Annotated in this window: 9 protein-coding genes; 6 read left to right on the forward strand and 3 right to left on the reverse strand. The window is 64.3% G+C overall.

Annotated features, from left to right (window positions below; all coding sequences use genetic code 11):
• Window positions 1-57: 57 nt before the first annotated feature.
• Together melA and BMX61_RS17830 are read left to right on the forward strand one after the other, a co-directional pair.
• A complete protein-coding gene (gene melA / locus BMX61_RS17825; protein ID WP_075625739.1) occupies window positions 58-1,431 on the forward strand; it encodes an alpha-glucosidase/alpha-galactosidase in 1,374 nt (457 codons plus the stop codon).
• Between the two features lie 280 nt (window positions 1,432-1,711).
• Window positions 1,712-4,141, forward strand: coding sequence for a membrane-bound PQQ-dependent dehydrogenase, glucose/quinate/shikimate family (locus tag BMX61_RS17830; RefSeq protein ID WP_075625740.1), 2,430 nt, complete (start codon window positions 1,712-1,714; stop codon window positions 4,139-4,141).
• Window positions 4,142-4,159: 18 nt separating this feature from the next.
• Here the strand turns inward: BMX61_RS17830 and BMX61_RS17835 are convergent, their stop codons facing one another.
• Window positions 4,160-6,127: a CHASE2 domain-containing protein gene (locus tag BMX61_RS17835; protein WP_075625741.1), complete on the reverse strand. Its 1,968-nt coding sequence runs from the start codon at window positions 6,125-6,127 to the stop codon at window positions 4,160-4,162.
• Between the two features lie 158 nt (window positions 6,128-6,285).
• Entirely contained in the window at window positions 6,286-9,993 is a 3,708-nt protein-coding gene (locus BMX61_RS17840; protein WP_075625742.1) for a FecR domain-containing protein, read from the reverse strand.
• A gap of 136 nt (window positions 9,994-10,129) precedes the next feature.
• On the opposite strand from BMX61_RS17840, the gene BMX61_RS17845 reads away from it, so the two are divergent.
• On the forward strand, window positions 10,130-10,678 hold the full coding sequence (locus BMX61_RS17845; RefSeq protein WP_234794729.1) for a Pycsar system effector family protein: 549 nt from the start codon (window positions 10,130-10,132) through the stop codon (window positions 10,676-10,678).
• A 14-nt stretch (window positions 10,679-10,692) separates the two neighbouring features.
• Here the strand turns inward: BMX61_RS17845 and BMX61_RS17850 are convergent, their stop codons facing one another.
• Window positions 10,693-11,502 (reverse strand): class II glutamine amidotransferase, encoded by an 810-nt coding sequence (locus tag BMX61_RS17850; RefSeq protein ID WP_075625743.1) that lies wholly within the window; start codon window positions 11,500-11,502, stop codon window positions 10,693-10,695.
• Window positions 11,503-11,840: 338 nt separating this feature from the next.
• On the opposite strand from BMX61_RS17850, the gene BMX61_RS17855 reads away from it, so the two are divergent.
• The 3 genes from BMX61_RS17855 (at window position 11,841) to iolD (ending at window position 16,718) form a co-directional block, all read left to right on the forward strand.
• Window positions 11,841-12,701, forward strand: coding sequence for a MurR/RpiR family transcriptional regulator (locus BMX61_RS17855; protein WP_075625744.1), 861 nt, complete (start codon window positions 11,841-11,843; stop codon window positions 12,699-12,701).
• Between the two features lie 120 nt (window positions 12,702-12,821).
• On the forward strand, window positions 12,822-14,756 hold the full coding sequence (locus tag BMX61_RS17860) for a bifunctional 5-dehydro-2-deoxygluconokinase/5-dehydro-2-deoxyphosphogluconate aldolase (RefSeq protein WP_075625745.1): 1,935 nt from the start codon (window positions 12,822-12,824) through the stop codon (window positions 14,754-14,756).
• A gap of 108 nt (window positions 14,757-14,864) precedes the next feature.
• Complete coding sequence (gene iolD / locus BMX61_RS17865) at window positions 14,865-16,718, forward strand: 3D-(3,5/4)-trihydroxycyclohexane-1,2-dione acylhydrolase (decyclizing) (RefSeq protein WP_075625810.1); 1,854 nt, start codon at window positions 14,865-14,867, stop codon at window positions 16,716-16,718.
• Window positions 16,719-16,748 lie beyond the last annotated feature (30 nt).

Raw genomic sequence — 16,748 nt, forward strand, 5'->3', positions numbered from 1 at the left:
ACCCGAAACATTTCTCCCGAGACTTGTAAGAGACGACAGACAGAAAGGCTTCTTCCCATGACCCGACAGCCCAAGATCACCTTCATCGGCGCCGGCTCCACCGTCTTCATGAAGAACATCATCGGCGACGTGCTGCAGCGCCCCGCCTTAGCGGATGCCACCATCGCGCTGATGGACATCAACCCGCAGCGCCTGGCCGAAAGCGAGATCGTCGCCGGCAAGCTGGTGCGCACGCTCGGCACCAAGGCGAAGATCGAGACCTATGCCAACCAGAAGAAGGCTCTGGAAGGCGCCGATTTCGTGGTGGTTGCCTTCCAGATCGGCGGCTATGAGCCGGCGACCGTCACCGATTTCGAGGTGCCGAAGAAGTACGGCCTGCGTCAGACCATTGCCGATACGCTGGGGGTCGGCGGCATCATGCGGGGCTTGCGCACCGTGCCGCATCTCTGGTCGATCTGCGAGGACATGCTGGCCGTCTGCCCCCAGGCCATCCTTTTGCAATATGTGAACCCGATGGCGATCAACACCTGGGCGATCGCGGAGAAATATCCGACCATTCGCCAGGTTGGCCTCTGCCACTCGGTTCAAGGCACGGCGGGGGAACTGGCGCGCGACCTCGACATTCCCTTGAACGAGATCCGCTACCGCGCGGCCGGCATCAACCATATGGCCTTCTATCTGGCCTTCGAGCATCGCCAGCCCGACGGCAGCTATCGCAATCTTTATCCCGATCTCCTGCGCGGCTATCGCGAAGGGCGCTTCCCCAAGGAAAGCCACTGGAACCCACGCTGCCCGAACAAGGTGCGCTACGAGATGCTGACCCGGCTCGGCTATTTCGTCACCGAAAGCTCGGAGCATTTCGCCGAATACACGCCCTATTTCATCAAGGAAGGCCGCGAGGACCTGATCGAGAAATTCGGCATTCCGCTCGACGAATATCCCAAGCGCTGCGTCGAGCAGATCGAGCGCTGGAAGGGCCAGGCCGCCGCCTATCAGGAGGCCGAGACCATCGAGGTCAAGGAGAGCCATGAATATGCCTCCTCGATCATGAACTCGGTCTGGACCGGCGAACCCTCGGTGATCTACGGCAATATCCGCAACAATGGCTGCATCACCTCGCTGCCGGCCAATTGCGCGGCGGAAGTGCCCTGCCTGGTCGATTCCTCCGGCATCCAGCCGACCTATATCGGTGCGCTGCCGCCGCAGCTGACCGCGCTGATCCGCACCAATATCAATGTGCAGGAGCTGACGGTGGCGGCGCTGATGACCGAGAACCGCGAGCACGTCTATCACGCCGCGATGATGGACCCGCACACGGCGGCCGAACTCGATCTCGACCAGATCTGGTCGCTGACCGACGACCTGATCGCCGCCCATGGCGCTTTCCTGCCCGATTGGGTGCGCGGCGGCCGCAAGATCCAGGCTGCCTGACACCCTCCCGGTCGGCAGCCCGCTTCTGAGCGCGGATGGCGCATGGCGGCTTCCTCGCCGCCGCCTTTGGGTCCGCCCCCGTGTGTCAGGCTCCAAAGAGGGGCGGGGCGGCTGCGGCCGCCCCGTTCTGCAGTCCGCGTGATGGTCGGCACATGCTGACTGTTCTCGCGCGGCGCCGTTTCGACTGCCGTGAGCGATTGTCGCTTGCCATTGCCTTTGCCTGCGCCAAATTTCGCCTGGATTGCCGGCTTCAGTCCGGCAGGCGACAAAGGAGACGGGCATGACGGCAACAGGCGAAACGGCCCGGCGGGGCGTGAAGGTCTTGATGGTCCGCATCCTCGCTTCGATCCTGCTGCTCATCGGCGCCATGCTCGCCATCGGCGGCACCACACTCGCCTTTGTCGGCGGCTCCCCTTATTACGTGCTGGCGGGCCTCGGCCTTCTTGCGTCCGGCTTTTTTCTGTTCCAGCTGAAGCCGGAGGGCGCGCTGATCTACGCCGCCGTCTTCGTCTTGACGGTGCTCTGGGCTTTCTGGGAGGTCGGCCTGCGCGGCTGGGCCCTTGTGCCGCGCATCGTTCCGCCGGCCCTTCTGATGGCGCTGGTGATCCTCTGCCTGCCGGTTCTCCTGCCCGGACGGATCCGGTTCAAGCAAAGCCTCGCCGGGGCTTTGGCGCTCACCGGTGTCATTGTGGTGGCTGGCGTCGCCATCTCCATCCGCAATGCCCCGGCTGTGCCGCCGCTGCTCGCCTTTCCCATGGCCGGCCTCTACAAGATGGAGGACCCGTCGCTGCGCACCACCGGCCGCGACTGGCCCGTCTATGGCGGCAGCGAGGCGGCACGCCGCTTCTCGCCCCTCGACCAGATCACCCGCGACAATGTCGGCCAGCTGAAGCGCGCCTGGGTCGCACATACGGGCGACCTGCCCAAGGATCCGGCGCACAACAAATATGGCGCGGAGACGACGCCGCTGAAGATCGGCGAAACGCTCTATCTCTGCTCTGCCAAGAATATTCTGATCGCGCTCGATGCCGCCAATGGCAAGGAGAAATGGCGCTACGATCCCAAGGTCACCGACGACTGGATCCCCTATACCGCCGCCTGCCGGGGCGTCGCCTATTACGAAAAGCCACATGCCGCCCGCAGCCAGGCCTGCTCGCGCCGGATCATCGAAGGCACGCTTGACGGGCGTCTGATCGCGGTCGATGCCGGCAATGGCGAGCCCTGCGCCGATTTCGGCGACCATGGCGCAGTCGACATCAAGAAAGGCATGGGCGAGGTGGCGCCGGGCATGGTTTCGATCACCTCCGCGCCCACCATCGTGCGCGGCGTGGTGGTGACGGGCCATCAGGTTCTCGACGGACAGGAGCGCAGCGCACCCTCCGGCGTGATCCAGGGCTTCGATGCCGAGACGGGTGCCCTGCGCTGGGCCTGGGACATGACCCGGCCCGACCTCAACGGCCTGCCGCCCAACGGACAGACCTATACGCGGGGAACGCCCAACATGTGGACGACGGCGACCGGCGACGAGGCGCTCGGCCTCGTCTATCTGCCCATGGGCAATTCGGCCGTCGATTACTGGAGCGGTGCCCGCTCCGCCGAAGAGGATCGCTATGCCACCTCCTTGGTGGCGCTGAATGTCGCGACCGGCAAGCCGGTCTGGCACTTCCAGACTGTTCACATCGACGTCTGGGACTATGACCTCGGCTCGCAGGCAACGCTCGTCGATTTTCCCGGCGCTGGCGGCAGCTCGGTTCCGGCGCTGCTCTTGCCCTCCAAGCAGGGCGATATCTACGTGCTCGACCGGCGCACCGGCCAGCCGATCACCGCCGTGGACGAACGTTTCGCACCGCAGGGCGGCGTCGAGCCGGAGCGGCGCGCGCGCACCCAGCCGCATTCCCTTTATCACACGCTGCGCAAGCAGCACCTCACCGAGGACATGATGTGGGGCATGTCGCCGATCGACCAGATGGTTTGCCGCATGCAGTTTCGCATGTCGCATTATCGCGGCTTCTACACGCCGCCGACCACCGACAAGCCTTGGATCGAATATCCCGGCTATAATGGCGGTTCCGACTGGGGCGGCATTGCCGTGGACCCCTCGCGCGGGGTGATCATCGCCAATTACAACGACATGCCGAACCACAACCGCCTGGTGCCGCGCGCCGAGGCGGACGCCAAGGGCTGGACACCGCGCAGCCAGGCACGTGGCGGCGATCTCGGCGCCAGTGCCGAAGGGGCGGGCGATCCGCAGGCCGGCGCGCCCTATGCGATCGACGTCAATGCCGGATGGCGGCTGGATGGCACCGGGCTTCTCTGCAAGGAGCCGCCCTATGGCGGCATCCGCGCCATCGATCTGGCCAGCGGCCGCACGATCTGGGACCGGCCCTTCGGCACGGCGCGCAAGAACGGCCCCTTCGGTATCCCCTCGATGCTGCCCGTCAGCATCGGCACCCCCAACAATGGCGGCGGCGTGATCACCGCTGGCGGGCTGATGTTCATCGCGGCGGCGACCGACGACCTGATCCGCGCCATCGAGATCCGCACCGGCGAAACCGTCTGGCAGGATGCGCTGCCGGCCGGCGGACAGGCAACGCCGATCACCTATGAGATCGGTGGGCGGCAATATGTGGTGATCATGGCCGGCGGCCATCACTTCATGGAGACGCCGGTGGGCGATGCCATCATCGCCTATGCCTTGCCCTCGCAGTGAGATGGGCGAGGGTGGCCGTCAGGCCGTGTAGGCGAGCCGTTCGCGGGTCAGCCGGTAATAGGTCTTGAGCTCGGGGATCAGCTCGCCGAGCAGTGTCAGTTCGGGATCGTCGGGGCCGAGCGTGCCGGCATAGCGGCGCTGCAGAAGTTCTGCATGGCGCGCCAACGCGTCGGCCGAGCAGGTCGACAGCGCGGTGAACACGGGCGAGCGTGCATGCCGTCCCTTGACGGCGATACTGTCGAGCTCGACCAACGTGAAAGCATCCGCCACCTGCCGCGCCGTTTCCGGGCCGAGAAGAAGCGGCACCCCGTAATTCTTCGATTCGCCTTCGAGCCGGGAGGCGAGGTTGACGGAATCGCCCAACACCGAATAGTCGAAGCGGCGCGACGAACCCATATTGCCGACCACGCAATCGCCGGTGTTGATGCCGACGCCGATGCGCAAGGGAAAATAAGGCCGCCCGGCGGCCTTGGCCTCGGCTTCCAGTTCGGCATTGAGCCCGTCCATCGCTGCCAGCATGGCCAGGGCCGCGCCAACGGCACGCCGGGCGTGATCCTCCACATCGAGCGGCGCGTTCCAGAAGGCCATGACGCAGTCGCCGATATATTTGTCGATCGTGCCGCCGCTTTCCAGAACGATTTCCGAGAGCGGCGTCAGCAGCCGGTTGATCAGCCGGGTGAGCTCCTCCGGATTGTCCTTCAGCGCTTCGGAAATCGTGGTGAAACCGCGCACGTCGCAAAAGAGGATGGACAGCGTGCGCCGCTGCCCGCCGAGCTTCAGCTGGCTCGGATCGTCCGCCACCTGCCGCACCACATCAGGTGAGAGATAGCTGGAAAAAGCGCGGGTGATGTCGCGGCGCATGCGCTGCTCGGCGGAATAGTCGAACGCCGCCTGGATCAGGACAACCAGCAGAAAGGCGGTGGAGGGGGCTGCTGGCGGCATATAGACGCCTGAGAAGCGCAGGGAGAGGAAGCTCAGACCAGCAAGGATGAGTGGCATGCAGAGCGCGGCCAGGCCGGTCATCTTGCCGGTGGAGCGCAGCACGAGCAATCCGCCTGCCAGCGCTGCGGCCAGAATCGAGGCAAATTTCAGGCCCGGTCCGGCAGGGCGAATGCTGAGGCCATGAACCAGATTGTCGTAGATCGTTGCCTGCACTTCCGCGCCTGCCGTCAACCGGCCGGTCCAGGCGGTAAAGGCGGTGGCGAAACTATCGGCGCCGCCTGCTTGTAGTGTCGGCGCATTCTGCAGCGACAGGCCGACGATCACAGGACGGTCTTGGAAGATCTTGGGCGGCAGAAACGCCTTCGGATCCAGCGCCTGATAGTAGGACACGGTTGGGTAGGTGCGGGCCGGGCCGAAGGTCTGAATCAGACGTTCCCCCTCCGGCGGCATCACGGCATGCCCGGCGCGGCCGGCCAGGACGGCGGCGAAGCCATCCGCCGGCTCGGGCAGCCGGCGCAGTGCGCCATCGGCGTTCAGTGCCACCGAGGCGATGCCGGCCGAAGCGCCCGTGGCCAGAAGTGCCGGCAGGGGCTCGGTGCGCAGATATTGCTCGGCCTGCGGGGTGACGATGACGCTCTCGTCGCCCGCCAGCACGACATCAGGGCCCAGCACGCGGGCAAGCGCCGCATCGTTCTGCGGATCGGCCGCCGGCTCGGCGAAGATGATGTCGAAGCCGATGGCGCGGGCGCCGGCCTTGCGCAGGGCCTCCACAAGACGCGCATGCAGCGCCCGGGGCCAAGGCCATTGCAGCCCAAGCTCGGCCATGGACGGCTCATCGATGGCGACGACGATAGGCCCATCGGCGGGAAGCGGCGGCGGATCGAGGGTGGAGAGATAGTCGAAGACGCGCAGGTCGATCAGCGACCAGGGCACAGAGGTGGCGCAGGCGGCGACCGAGCCGATGACGGCGATGACCAGCACCGCCAGCATGCGCAGGCGCCGGATGCCGCGCCGCGCCCCAGCCCGGATCGGCTCGCCCGCCATTTAAAGCACCACGCGATCGGGAGCCGGCTTTCGGAAAAACCCGACGCAAAAACAGACAGCCAGAGCATCCGACTGAATGGGGCTTTCACTCCGATACTTTGGTGAAATCGAACCGACGCCCGGGAGCTGTCTTGTAGGATGCATCATGGCCCCGATCCTCAAAACCGCACCTTCAAGAGCGCCTTGACGCTGCGGCCCCAGCCAGGCACCCGCGTCGCCACGTCGAAATCTTCGTCCAGCAGATTATAGGCCGTCACGGTAAGGTTCAGATGCTTGTCGGGCGTCTCGTATGTCAGGCCGGCATCGAGGGTCCAATAGCCATCGAGCTCGCCGCCGTCGCGCGAGCGCCGCGTGCCGGTGTAATTGGCCGCAAGCGTGGTCGAGATGCCGATGGGATTGACGAAAGTGAGGGCCACCTGTCCGGCCTCTTCAGCCACATAGGGCAGCCCCATCCCGAAGGTGGCGCTGGCCGCATCCTCATCGCGCGAATGCAGCCGCGCATAGGTGGCCGAGAGGCCGAAGCCGTGACCGATCAAATAATTGGCGGTGACCGCCGCGCGATCGATCGACCCCTTGGCGATATCGCCCGAGAGCAGGCTGGCGCCCGGCAGCAGGAAGGGGTCGTTGATCGAAAGCTGGCGGGCTTCCTGATGCTGGACGTCGACGGCGGTAAACAGCCGGTCGCTCCATTCGCTGTCCCAGCGAAAAGCCAGCGTGTCCTTGTAGCCTTCGATCGCCAGCGGCACCATGTTCGATTGCAGCGCGACGATGCCGAGCGGGGAGAGCGTCGAGGAGGTCGAGAGAAAACCCTCGCGCAGATAGCCGGCCCGCAGCCATTGCCCATCCACCGGCTCCCAGGCAACGCCGACGCGTGGCTCCAGCCTCTGCACATCGACCGGGCCGCCCTGATAGAGCCGGCCGAAGAGGCCCGCTTCCAGCTTCAGATGCGGCGTGATCTCAAAGAGCCCATCGACATAGACGAGGCCGGCGGTGACGCGGGACGAGACGCCAACCGTTTCATCCGTGCCGGGTACGAAGACCGGTTGGCCCTGCGCGTCAGGCACGATGAATTCGACGATCGTCCGGGTGCTGGCGTCGAGATCGAAAAAGCCGCCTTCGACGCCCGTTCGCAGCGTCAGGTCGCCCATGCCGTCGATATGGCCAAGCGAAGCCATGTAGCTTCGGCTGGTGTTCTGGTTGATGCCGCGCGTGAGAACCCCGATCTGATTGGTCACGATAAGGTCGTTGCGGTCACTGCTGCCATTGCTCTCATCGTAAAACAGAGCGGCGTTTAGAATATTGCGGTCGCTAAAGCTATGGCTCCAGCCAAGTGTCGCCGTGGTCAGCTTCTGCGTCGAGTCGTCTGAAGCAAGGGTTGCTAGGTTTGGAATAGCGGCGACCAGCCCGGCCGGAATATTATACAGGCTGCGCGACCCGTTGTCCGTACTCGACTTGCTTGTCTGGAAAAGCGCGATCAGGCGGTCGTCATCCGTCGGTGAGGCGGTGATGAAGCCGTTGGCCTGTGTGATCCTAGAGGCGAGATCCAAGCGGTTAAGCCGATCCGCATCGATGCGCTGTTCGCCTTGATCCTCCCAGGAGAGATCACCGGAGAAGCTGATCGGAAAGGGCAGGTTGGAATAGCCCTGGATCTGCCCCGTCTTGACCCACTTCGTCTCGGAATCCGTGTCGTTCACGCCGATGCCAAGCTCTGCCTCGAGGAACGGCGTGGGCACCAGCGTGCGCTTGAGCGCACTGGCCGATAACATTTGCGGGTCGAGAAGCAGGCCTTGCAGCAGGCCGGAATAGCCGAGCGTCTCGCTGACCGGATCGATTGCGTTGCCGCCGGGCAGAAGCGCGTTGACGAAGGGATCGGCGCTGCCGCGCACGCTCTGGTCGAGATAGGCGGTGCCGGCAAAGGGATCGAAGACGGCGTCGCCGTAATATTGGCCCCAGGCGCCCAGGCCCTGCAGGGCGAAAGCATCCTTCAGCACGCTGCCGGACTCCTGCTGGGCCCCGAGGGCTGCGAAGTCACCGCCGCGCTGGCGCTCCAGCTTCAGATAGGTCTGTGCCTGACGGATGGCCTGGTCGCTGTCATAATCCTGGATGGCGACGGCGGTGCGCACCGAGGCGATGGCGGGATCGTTCGGGTCGATCCGCTCGGCATTGTCCATGGCCTGCTCATAGGCAATGCGCTCGCCCCGGCTATAATGGGCAATGGCCAGCAGCAACTGGGCCTGGGCATAGGCGGGATTGGCAACCGAGCCTGCCAGCAGGTCCTCCAGTGCCTTGTCGTTCTCTCCGGTCTGCAGATGGTAGCGGCCGCGCGCCACCAGCATGAGATCGAGACCGGGATCGGCGGCAAGCGCTGCGTCGATCTCTTTCCGGGCGTCTTTCACGCGCCGGCGGTCGAGATAGAATATGGCCAGGTTGGCATGGTAGTTCGCGCTCTTCGGGTCGAGCGCGATCGCTTGGCGCAGCGTGTCCGCCGCCGCCCTGTCCAGCCCTTGTGCCGATTGCAGCAGGGCAAGCGAATTCAGCAGGTTGGAATCGCCGGGATAGGCGGCTATGGCGCGCCGCAGATCGGCTTCCGCACCCTTGAGATCGCCATGGCGAGACGCTTTGAGATCGGCTCGTGCTTCGAGCGCGATCGGCTGGTCGGGGTCGCGGGCCAGTGCCTTGGCGATCGCTTCCTCGGCCTGGGCCTGATCGTTCAACACCAGAGCGATTTTACCCCGCATGGCCGGCAGCAGCGCATCGTCGGGATAGCGCGCCTCGCCCCGCTTGAGCACGGCAATGGCGTCGCGGATCGATTGGCGAAAGCCGATGCTCAGCGCCTCGGCCGCCACCGCCTGCGGCCCTGTTCCCCCTGTCGGCGGCTGCTCCACCCGCTCCGGCTCGGCCAGGGCGCGGGCGAAATACGCGACATAGTCCGCCAGACTGCGGCGCTGCGCGTCGAGTCGGCCGCGCGCTCGGCGCAGCTTTTCGGCCGCCTCGCCATAGCGGCCGTCGGAAATGGCGATGAGGCCTGCGACATAGTCGGCACGCGCGCGCATGGCCTGTGGAAGGCCTTTGTTCTCGGCTTTGGTCAAGGCCGCCTCGGCCGAGCGCCGGCCCTCGATGGCAAGCCGCGTTTCCGCCAGATCCAGCCAGTCTGCCGCCGTGCGCGCGGCCTCGGGCTTCAGCGTCAAAACATGATGGCGCGCCCGCAACTCGGGTCCCGGCAGAGGCGAGGCCGGCAGGATCTCCATGCTGTCGCGCAGGCCGAGATAATAGAGCATCTGCTCGCGGTCGTCGGAATTGGTGATAATGATCTTGCGCGGCGCCTGGCCGATCGCCGCCACCGCACCCTCGCCGCGTGCGACTTGAACGCTGCCCGCGCCGTTCGACAGTTCCACCAGCCCGTCCAGAACGTTCAATGAGGTGCGTCCGCCGGCATCGACCGACAATGTCCAGTCGGTTCCGCGAATAGCGGCAGTGGCCGCCGGTGTCTCCACCTTCAAACCGGCGCCGCCGCGCTCGGCCCGTGCCCAGAGCGAGCCCGATTGCAGCATCAGCTCGGCATCCGCTCCACCGCCCTTAACGTCTCGCACCACCAAGGTGCTGTTGCGGCCAAGGCGCATCTGCGTGCGGTCTGAAAAGAGAATAGCAAGCTGTCCATTTGCGTTCGTGCGCAGCACGTCGCCATTGACGACATCCTGAGCAAGATCGACGATCTGCCACCCATCCTTTTCGACGAAGCGGATTTCTTCGCCTGTCTTGCGCGCGATGACGGCGCCCGCTTTCTCAGCGCCGCGTGCCACCGGCTCCGCCATGCAGGTGCCGCTTGCCAGAAGCAGCGCCAAACCCGCTGCGACCTTCGTTTTCATGATCGTCCCCTCGAACAAGGAGAAGGGATGAAAGTGCGCTAGAAAAAAGTCAAGTAGAGGCTGTCACGCCTCTGCGTTTTACATTAGGTCTGTGCTTTATTGATACCGTATGTCGTAGAGGGGGAGGTGTATTGCTATGGATTTGCCGGAGATCGGTGAGCCCGTGCGCCTGGTTCAAGAGCATGAGGAGCCCTTCAGCGACGGGAAATATTTTGAACACATAAAAAAGGTGAACGAAATATTTTACGACCAGATCAAGATCTCAGACCAGAAGGCAGCCTATATTTTCACCTTCATCCTCGCCTTTTTGATCTCCTCGACCGAGGGGCGGGGCGTCTTCACCATCGAGCGTTACCGCGAGGCCGTGCTGATCAACATCTGCGCATCCGCCGCGCTGGCCTTGGCCTCGGTGTTTTCGATCATCTGCGCGATCTTCGTCATTCTTCCACGGCGTAGCGCCAAGACCACCACCCTGTTCTGGGGCGCCTGGGACAGCCATCGCCAGGGCTTTACCGAGGCAGCCAAGCGCGGCGATCTCGGCTATCTCTTCCGCGAATATCTCGACAATGCCGACGTGCTCTCGCGCATCGCGCGCGACAAATACCGCTTCGTCACCCTCGCCTTTCGCGGGCTTGTCGTCACGGTTTTGAGCTATGTGGTGTTGTTGATGGTCGGAAACGCCTGATTGGCTGGTAAGGCTCAGATCCGCTGGCGCCGCGCCGGTTCGGCCGGCTCTCCGGGGGAGAACAGGCGCACATCCACCCCGTTTTCACCGACGATGATCGCCGTGCCATCCGGGATCTCGACCCAAGCATTGTGGTCGTCATCAAGCGGTTCGGAGACCAGGCAATAGCCGCCGCTCGGACCCATGGGTGCGGCATAGAGGGTCGGCGCGCGCCAGTCGCTGGCATAGCGAACCGCATAGAGCGTGTGTCCGTCCGAAAAGGCGGCGGTGAAGCGCACCAGCACGTCCACGCCCAGATGACCGGCCAACCGCTCGACAAAGGCAATGGTCTCGCCGATCGCGCCCAGCGGATCATGGTCGAGGCCAAACTGCAGCGCCATCAGAAACAACAGCTCGCTATCGGTCGTGCCCTGGCGCATTCCATAGAGCCCATCGTCCAGCATGGCTTCCATCGGCCGGCGCAGCGCGTCGAAATGGCCGATCTGGCCATTGTGCATGAAGGACCAGCGGCCGTGCACGAAGGGATGGCAATTGTCGCGCCGGGTGCCGCCGCCGGTTGCCGCCCGGACGTGGGCGAGGAAAAGCGGCGAACGGATCTGCCGCGCAAGACTCTTCAGATTGCAATCCGACCAGGCAGGCAGAATGTCGCGATAACGACCGGGCTCGGGATGGTCGCCATACCAGGCAATGCCGAAGCCATCGCCATTGGTGGCGGTCGTTGCCCGCGTGGCGCAATGCGACTGGGCGATAAGCGAATGCGCCGGGGACGAGACGAGCTCCTCCAGATAAAGAGGCTCTCCGCGATAGGCAGCCCAGCGGCACATGGATCGACGACTCCTGCGATTGGTCGGTTGGCTTGAATGGAGGCAAGATGCGGGCCGAATCACCCGGTGGCGACGCTTCATTAACCCTGTTTACGGCGATGATCGGACTGAAGAGGTAAAAATTCGTTAAGAAACAGCCATTCCCTGTTCGCGCCTGGCTGGGAACCCCCGACGCTGAGGCCCGGATGATGCGCAAAGCGGCTGCTTTAACGCCGTGCAACACACCGCCTATCGAACAGCCGTTCCATATTGACTTTGCGTGCACAAAGCATTTCATCGGTTGATGGAGCGGGCGTATCGGCGCCTGTGGGAGAAAGATGGAAGGACGGATCGCGCCGATGTCTGAAGGCGACGCAGCCGGCGAGGTGCCGCAGGATTTCGAAGCGCTGAAGGCGGCGATTCTCGAGCGCAAAGCCAGCCTGCCAAAGCGGCTGAAACAGGTGGCGGCCTATGCGCTCGATCAGCCTGACGAGATCGCTTTCGGCACCGCCGCCAGCATTGCCACCAGCGCCGACGTGCAGCCTTCCACGCTGGTGCGTTTTGCCCAGCATTTCGGCTTCGAGGGCTTTTCCAGCCTGCAGCAGATCTTTCGTGCGCGGCTGCGCGAGCGCACCCCCGCCTATGAGGACCGGCTGAAATCGCTCAGCGAGAACGATCACAGCCGATTGGAAAGCGGGGCGATCTTCAACGGCTTCGTCGCAGCCGCCCATCGCTCCCTGGACAATGTGGCAACCTCCATCGATCCCGAACGTTTCGAGGCCGCCGTCGATCTGCTCGCAAGGGCGGAGACGGTCTATCTGATCGCCAAGCGTCGCTCCTATCCATTGTCGAGCTATATGGCTTATGCTTTTGGCAAGCTGAAGATCCGCTGTCAGATCGTCGGCACCGCTGCGGGGATCGATGAGGATCTGGTGTCCATGGCAACCCCGCGCGATGCGGCTTTTGCCGTCAGCTTCTCGCCCTATGCGCCGGAGACGGTGCATCAGGCGCGGCTGCTGGCCGCGCGCGATGTGCCCGTCGTTTCCCTGACCGATTCGGCCTTTTCGCCCTTGAGCGAAAGCTCGCGCCTCTGGTTCGAAATCGTCGAGGCCGATCATTCGGGCTTTCGCTCGCTATCTGCTAGCATGGCCTTTGCCATGGCGCTAACGGTGGCGGTGGCGGAAAAGCGCCGTCGGCTCGATCCGAAGCAGATGGAATGAAAATTCCATATTGACGAGAGAACAGAATTTATGTTGCATATGGGCATCGAGATGGAACGCTTGATCTGACCGGCTGACAGAAGAAAAAGCCGGCCCGGCGTCTCGGGAGGAAGGAAGCCCATGAGCCAGAAGACCGTCAATGCCGAGAGGCGCCTGGACCTGATCACTATCGGCCGTGCTTCGGTGGATCTCTATGGCCAGCAGATTGGCACGCGGCTGGAGGATGTGGCCAGCTTTGCCAAATCCGTTGGCGGCTGCCCCACCAATATCGCCGTCGGCACGGCCCGCCTCGGGCTCAAATCCGCACTGGTGACCCGCGTGGGCGGCGAACAGATGGGCCGCTTCATCATCGAGCAGCTGACCCGCGAAGGTGTCGAGACGGCCGGGATCGTCACCGACCGCGAGCGACTGACAGCACTCGCCATTCTCGCGGTGGAAAACGAACATTCCTTCCCGCTGCTGTTCTACCGCGACAATTGCGCCGACAACGCGCTGTGCGAAGACGATATCGACCCGGCCTTCATTGCCTCTGCCGGCGCCGTTCTGGTCAGCGGCACACATTTTTCCAAACCGAACACCGATGCCGCGCAGCGCAAGGCAATCCGCATCGCCAAGGACGCCGGCGCCAAGGTGGTCTTCGATATCGATTACCGGCCGAACCTCTGGGGGCTTGCGGGCCATGATGCCGGTGACAACCGCTATATCGCCTCCGACCGTGTCTCCGCACACTTAAAGACCGTACTGGCAGATTGCAACCTGATCGTCGGCACCGAGGAAGAGGTGCTGATCGCCTCAGGCGAGAGCGATCTTCTTTCGGCGCTGAAGACCATACGCGGCTTGTCATCGGCCACCATCGTCTTGAAGCGCGGGCCGATGGGCTGCATCGTCTATGATGGGCCGATCTCCGACAATCTGGAGGACGGCATCGTCGGCAAGGGGTTCCCGATCGAGGTCTATAACGTTCTGGGCGCGGGCGATGCCTTTATGTCCGGCTTCCTGCGGGGCTGGCTGAAGGGCGAGCCGCATGCGACGTCGGCCACCTGGGCCAATGCTTGCGGTGCCTTCGCCGTCTCGCGCCTGCTCTGCGCACCCGAGATCCCCACCTGGATCGAGCTCAGCTATTTCCTGGAGAAGGGCAGCCAGGAGCGCGCGCTGCGCAAGGACGAAGCGATCAACCATGTGCATTGGGCCACCACGCGGCGCCGGGAGATCCCCGAGCTGATGGCGCTGGCCATCGACCATCGCGTCCAGCTGGAGGATATGGCCGCCGGCAACGCCGAAAAGCTTGCCCGTATTCCCGCCTTCAAGGTTCTCGCGGTCAAGGCAGCAAAAAGCGTCGCCAATGGCCGCCCCGGCTTCGGCATGTTGATCGACGACAAATATGGCCGCGAGGCGCTGTTTGCCGCCGGCGCGGAAAGGGATTTCTGGATCGGCAAGCCGATCGAGCTGCCGGGCTCGCGCCCGCTGCAGTTCGAATTCAGCCAAGATCTCGGCAGCCGGCTGATCGACTGGCCGATTGATCACTGCATCAAGGTGTTGAGTTTCTATCACCCGGACGATCCGGCCGAGCTGAAGGCCACGCAGATCGCCAAGCTGCGCTCGGCCTACGAGGCGGCGCGCAAGGTTGGCCGTGAAATCCTGATCGAGATCATTGCTGGCAAGCACGGGCCTCTCGATGACCGCACCATCGCCTGCGCCCTGGAAGAGCATTACGATGCCGGCCTCAAGCCCGACTGGTGGAAGCTGGAGCCGCAGGCAAGCCGCGCCGCCTGGAGCGCAATCGATACGGTGATCGAAACCCGCGATCCGCTCTGCCGCGGCGTCGTGCTGCTCGGCCTCGAAGCGCCTTATGAAGTGCTGAAGGATGGCTTTGCCGCTGCCCGCTCGGCCCGCACGGTCAAGGGTTTCGCGGTCGGCCGCACGATCTTCGCGGAAGCCGGCCGCGCCTGGCTCGATGGCGAGATTGGTGATGAGGAGGCCGTGGCCGACATGGCCGGCCGCTTCCGCGCGCTGGTCGACCTTTGGCTGGGCCTTGCCAAGTCGCAGGCGGCTTAAGCGCGGCCACGAGAATGCGGCGCCTCGCCAAGGGGCGCTGAAAAAGAAGACCATGGAGGAGGCGGGCGCGGGGTGCGCGCGCCGGAGGAGACAGCGATGAGCCAGACGATTGACCGGGGCACCGTGCGCCTGACGATGGCCCAGGCCGTGGCGCGCTTCCTGACCCGGCAGAAGACCGTGATCGAGGGTGAGACCGTGCCGATCTTCGGTGGGGTCTTCGCCATTTTCGGTCATGGAAACGTCGCCGGCGTCGGCGAGGCGCTTTATGGCATCAAGGATGAATTGCCGACGTACCGCGCCCAGAACGAGCAGGGCATGGCGAACGCCGCCATCGCCTTCGCCAAGGCGAGCTTCCGCCGCCGCTTCATGGCCTGCACCACCTCGATCGGCCCTGGTGCCCTCAATATGGTGACCTCGGCGGCGCTGGCCCATGTCAACCGGCTTCCGGTTCTGCTTCTGCCCGGCGATGTCTTCGCCAATCGCCGGCCGGACCCGGTCCTGCAGCAGATCGAGGATTTCAGCGATGGCGCCGCCACCGCCAATGACTGCTTCCGCCCGGTCTCGCGCTATTTCGACCGGATCACCCGGCCGGAGCAGATCATTCCGGCGCTGCGCCGCGCCATGCAGGTGCTGACCGATCCGGCCGATTGCGGCCCGGTGACGCTGGCGCTCTGCCAGGATGTGCAGGCCGAGGCCTATGACTATCCCGAGAGCTTCTTCGAGGAGAAGATCTGGCTGCTGCGCCGCCAGCGCCCTGACGAAGACGAGCTTGCCGGCGCCATCGCCGCGCTGCAGGCCGCAAAAAAGCCTGTGATCATCGCCGGCGGCGGCGTGCTCTATTCCGAAGCCAGTGCGGCGCTGCGCGATTTTGCCGAAACCCATGGCATTCCCGTTGTCGAGACCCAGGCCGGCAAGTCCAGCCTGCCGCATGACCATGCGCTGAACATGGGCTCGGTCGGCGTCACCGGCACCTCGGCGTCCAATGCCCTGGCGGAAGAGGCGGATCTCGTGCTGGCCGTGGGAACCCGGCTGCAGGATTTCACCACCGGCTCCTGGGCGCTGTTCAAAAATGAAGGGCTGAAGATCCTCGGCCTCAATATCCAGCCTTTCGACGCTGCAAAACACGCCGGCCTGCCGTTGGTGGCCGATGCCCGCGTCGGGCTGGAGCTCCTGAGCGCCGGCCTAGGGGCCTATCGCGCGCCGGTTGACTGGACCGACAAGGCTCGCAACGGGAAGGCCGGCTGGATCGAGGCTGCCGACAAGGCGATCGCGCCGACCAATGCGGCCCTTCCCTCCGATGCCCAAGTGATTGGGGCGGTGCTGCGCGCGCGCGGCGGCAGCCAGACGACGCTGGTCTGCGCTGCCGGCGGCCTGCCGGGCGAGCTGCACAAGCTCTGGCGGCCGGAAAAGCCCGGCGGCTATCACATGGAATATGGCTTCTCGACCATGGGATATGAGGTGGCAGGCGGCCTTGGCGTCAAGCTGGCCAAGCCGGAGGATGACGTGATCGTCATGGTCGGCGACGGCAGCTACATGATGCTGAATTCCGAGATCGCCTCCTCGATCATGCTCGGCGCCAAGCTGACAATCGTTCTGCTCGACAATGCCGGCTATGGCTGCATCAACCGGCTGCAGATGGCCACCGGCGGCGCCAACTTCAACAATCTCCTGAAGGACAGCCACCATATCGAGCTGCCCGGCATCGACTTCGCCGCCCATGCGGCTGCCATGGGGGCGGTCGCCCGCAAGGTCGCTTCCATCGCCGAGCTGGAAGCAGCGCTTGCCGAAACCAAGACCGAGACCCGCACCACCGTGATCGTCATCGACACCGATCCCTTGATCACCACCGAGGCCGGCGGCCATTGGTGGGATGTGGCGGTGCCCGAGGTGTCCGCGCGCGAGCCGGTCAATGCCGCGCGCGCCGCCTATGAGAAGGCGCTCTCCGCCCAGCGCTTCGGCTGACCTTTTTCCTCCCGCAACCTCCTCCCTCAC

It is taken from the genome of Xaviernesmea oryzae (assembly GCF_900109605.1).
GTDB classification, from domain to species: Bacteria; Pseudomonadota; Alphaproteobacteria; order Rhizobiales; family Rhizobiaceae; genus Xaviernesmea; species Xaviernesmea oryzae.

Coding starts and splice junctions, on each gene's coding strand:
- melA (WP_075625739.1), top strand. CDS start 58: ATGACCCGACAGCCCAAGATCACCTTCATCGGCGCCGGCTCCACCGTC.
- BMX61_RS17830 (WP_075625740.1), top strand. CDS start 1,712: ATGACGGCAACAGGCGAAACGGCCCGGCGGGGCGTGAAGGTCTTGATG.
- BMX61_RS17835 (WP_075625741.1), bottom strand. CDS start 6,127: ATGGCGGGCGAGCCGATCCGGGCTGGGGCGCGGCGCGGCATCCGGCGC.
- BMX61_RS17840 (WP_075625742.1), bottom strand. CDS start 9,993: ATGAAAACGAAGGTCGCAGCGGGTTTGGCGCTGCTTCTGGCAAGCGGC.
- BMX61_RS17845 (WP_234794729.1), top strand. CDS start 10,130: ATGGATTTGCCGGAGATCGGTGAGCCCGTGCGCCTGGTTCAAGAGCAT.
- BMX61_RS17850 (WP_075625743.1), bottom strand. CDS start 11,502: ATGTGCCGCTGGGCTGCCTATCGCGGAGAGCCTCTTTATCTGGAGGAG.
- BMX61_RS17855 (WP_075625744.1), top strand. CDS start 11,841: ATGTCTGAAGGCGACGCAGCCGGCGAGGTGCCGCAGGATTTCGAAGCG.
- BMX61_RS17860 (WP_075625745.1), top strand. CDS start 12,822: ATGAGCCAGAAGACCGTCAATGCCGAGAGGCGCCTGGACCTGATCACT.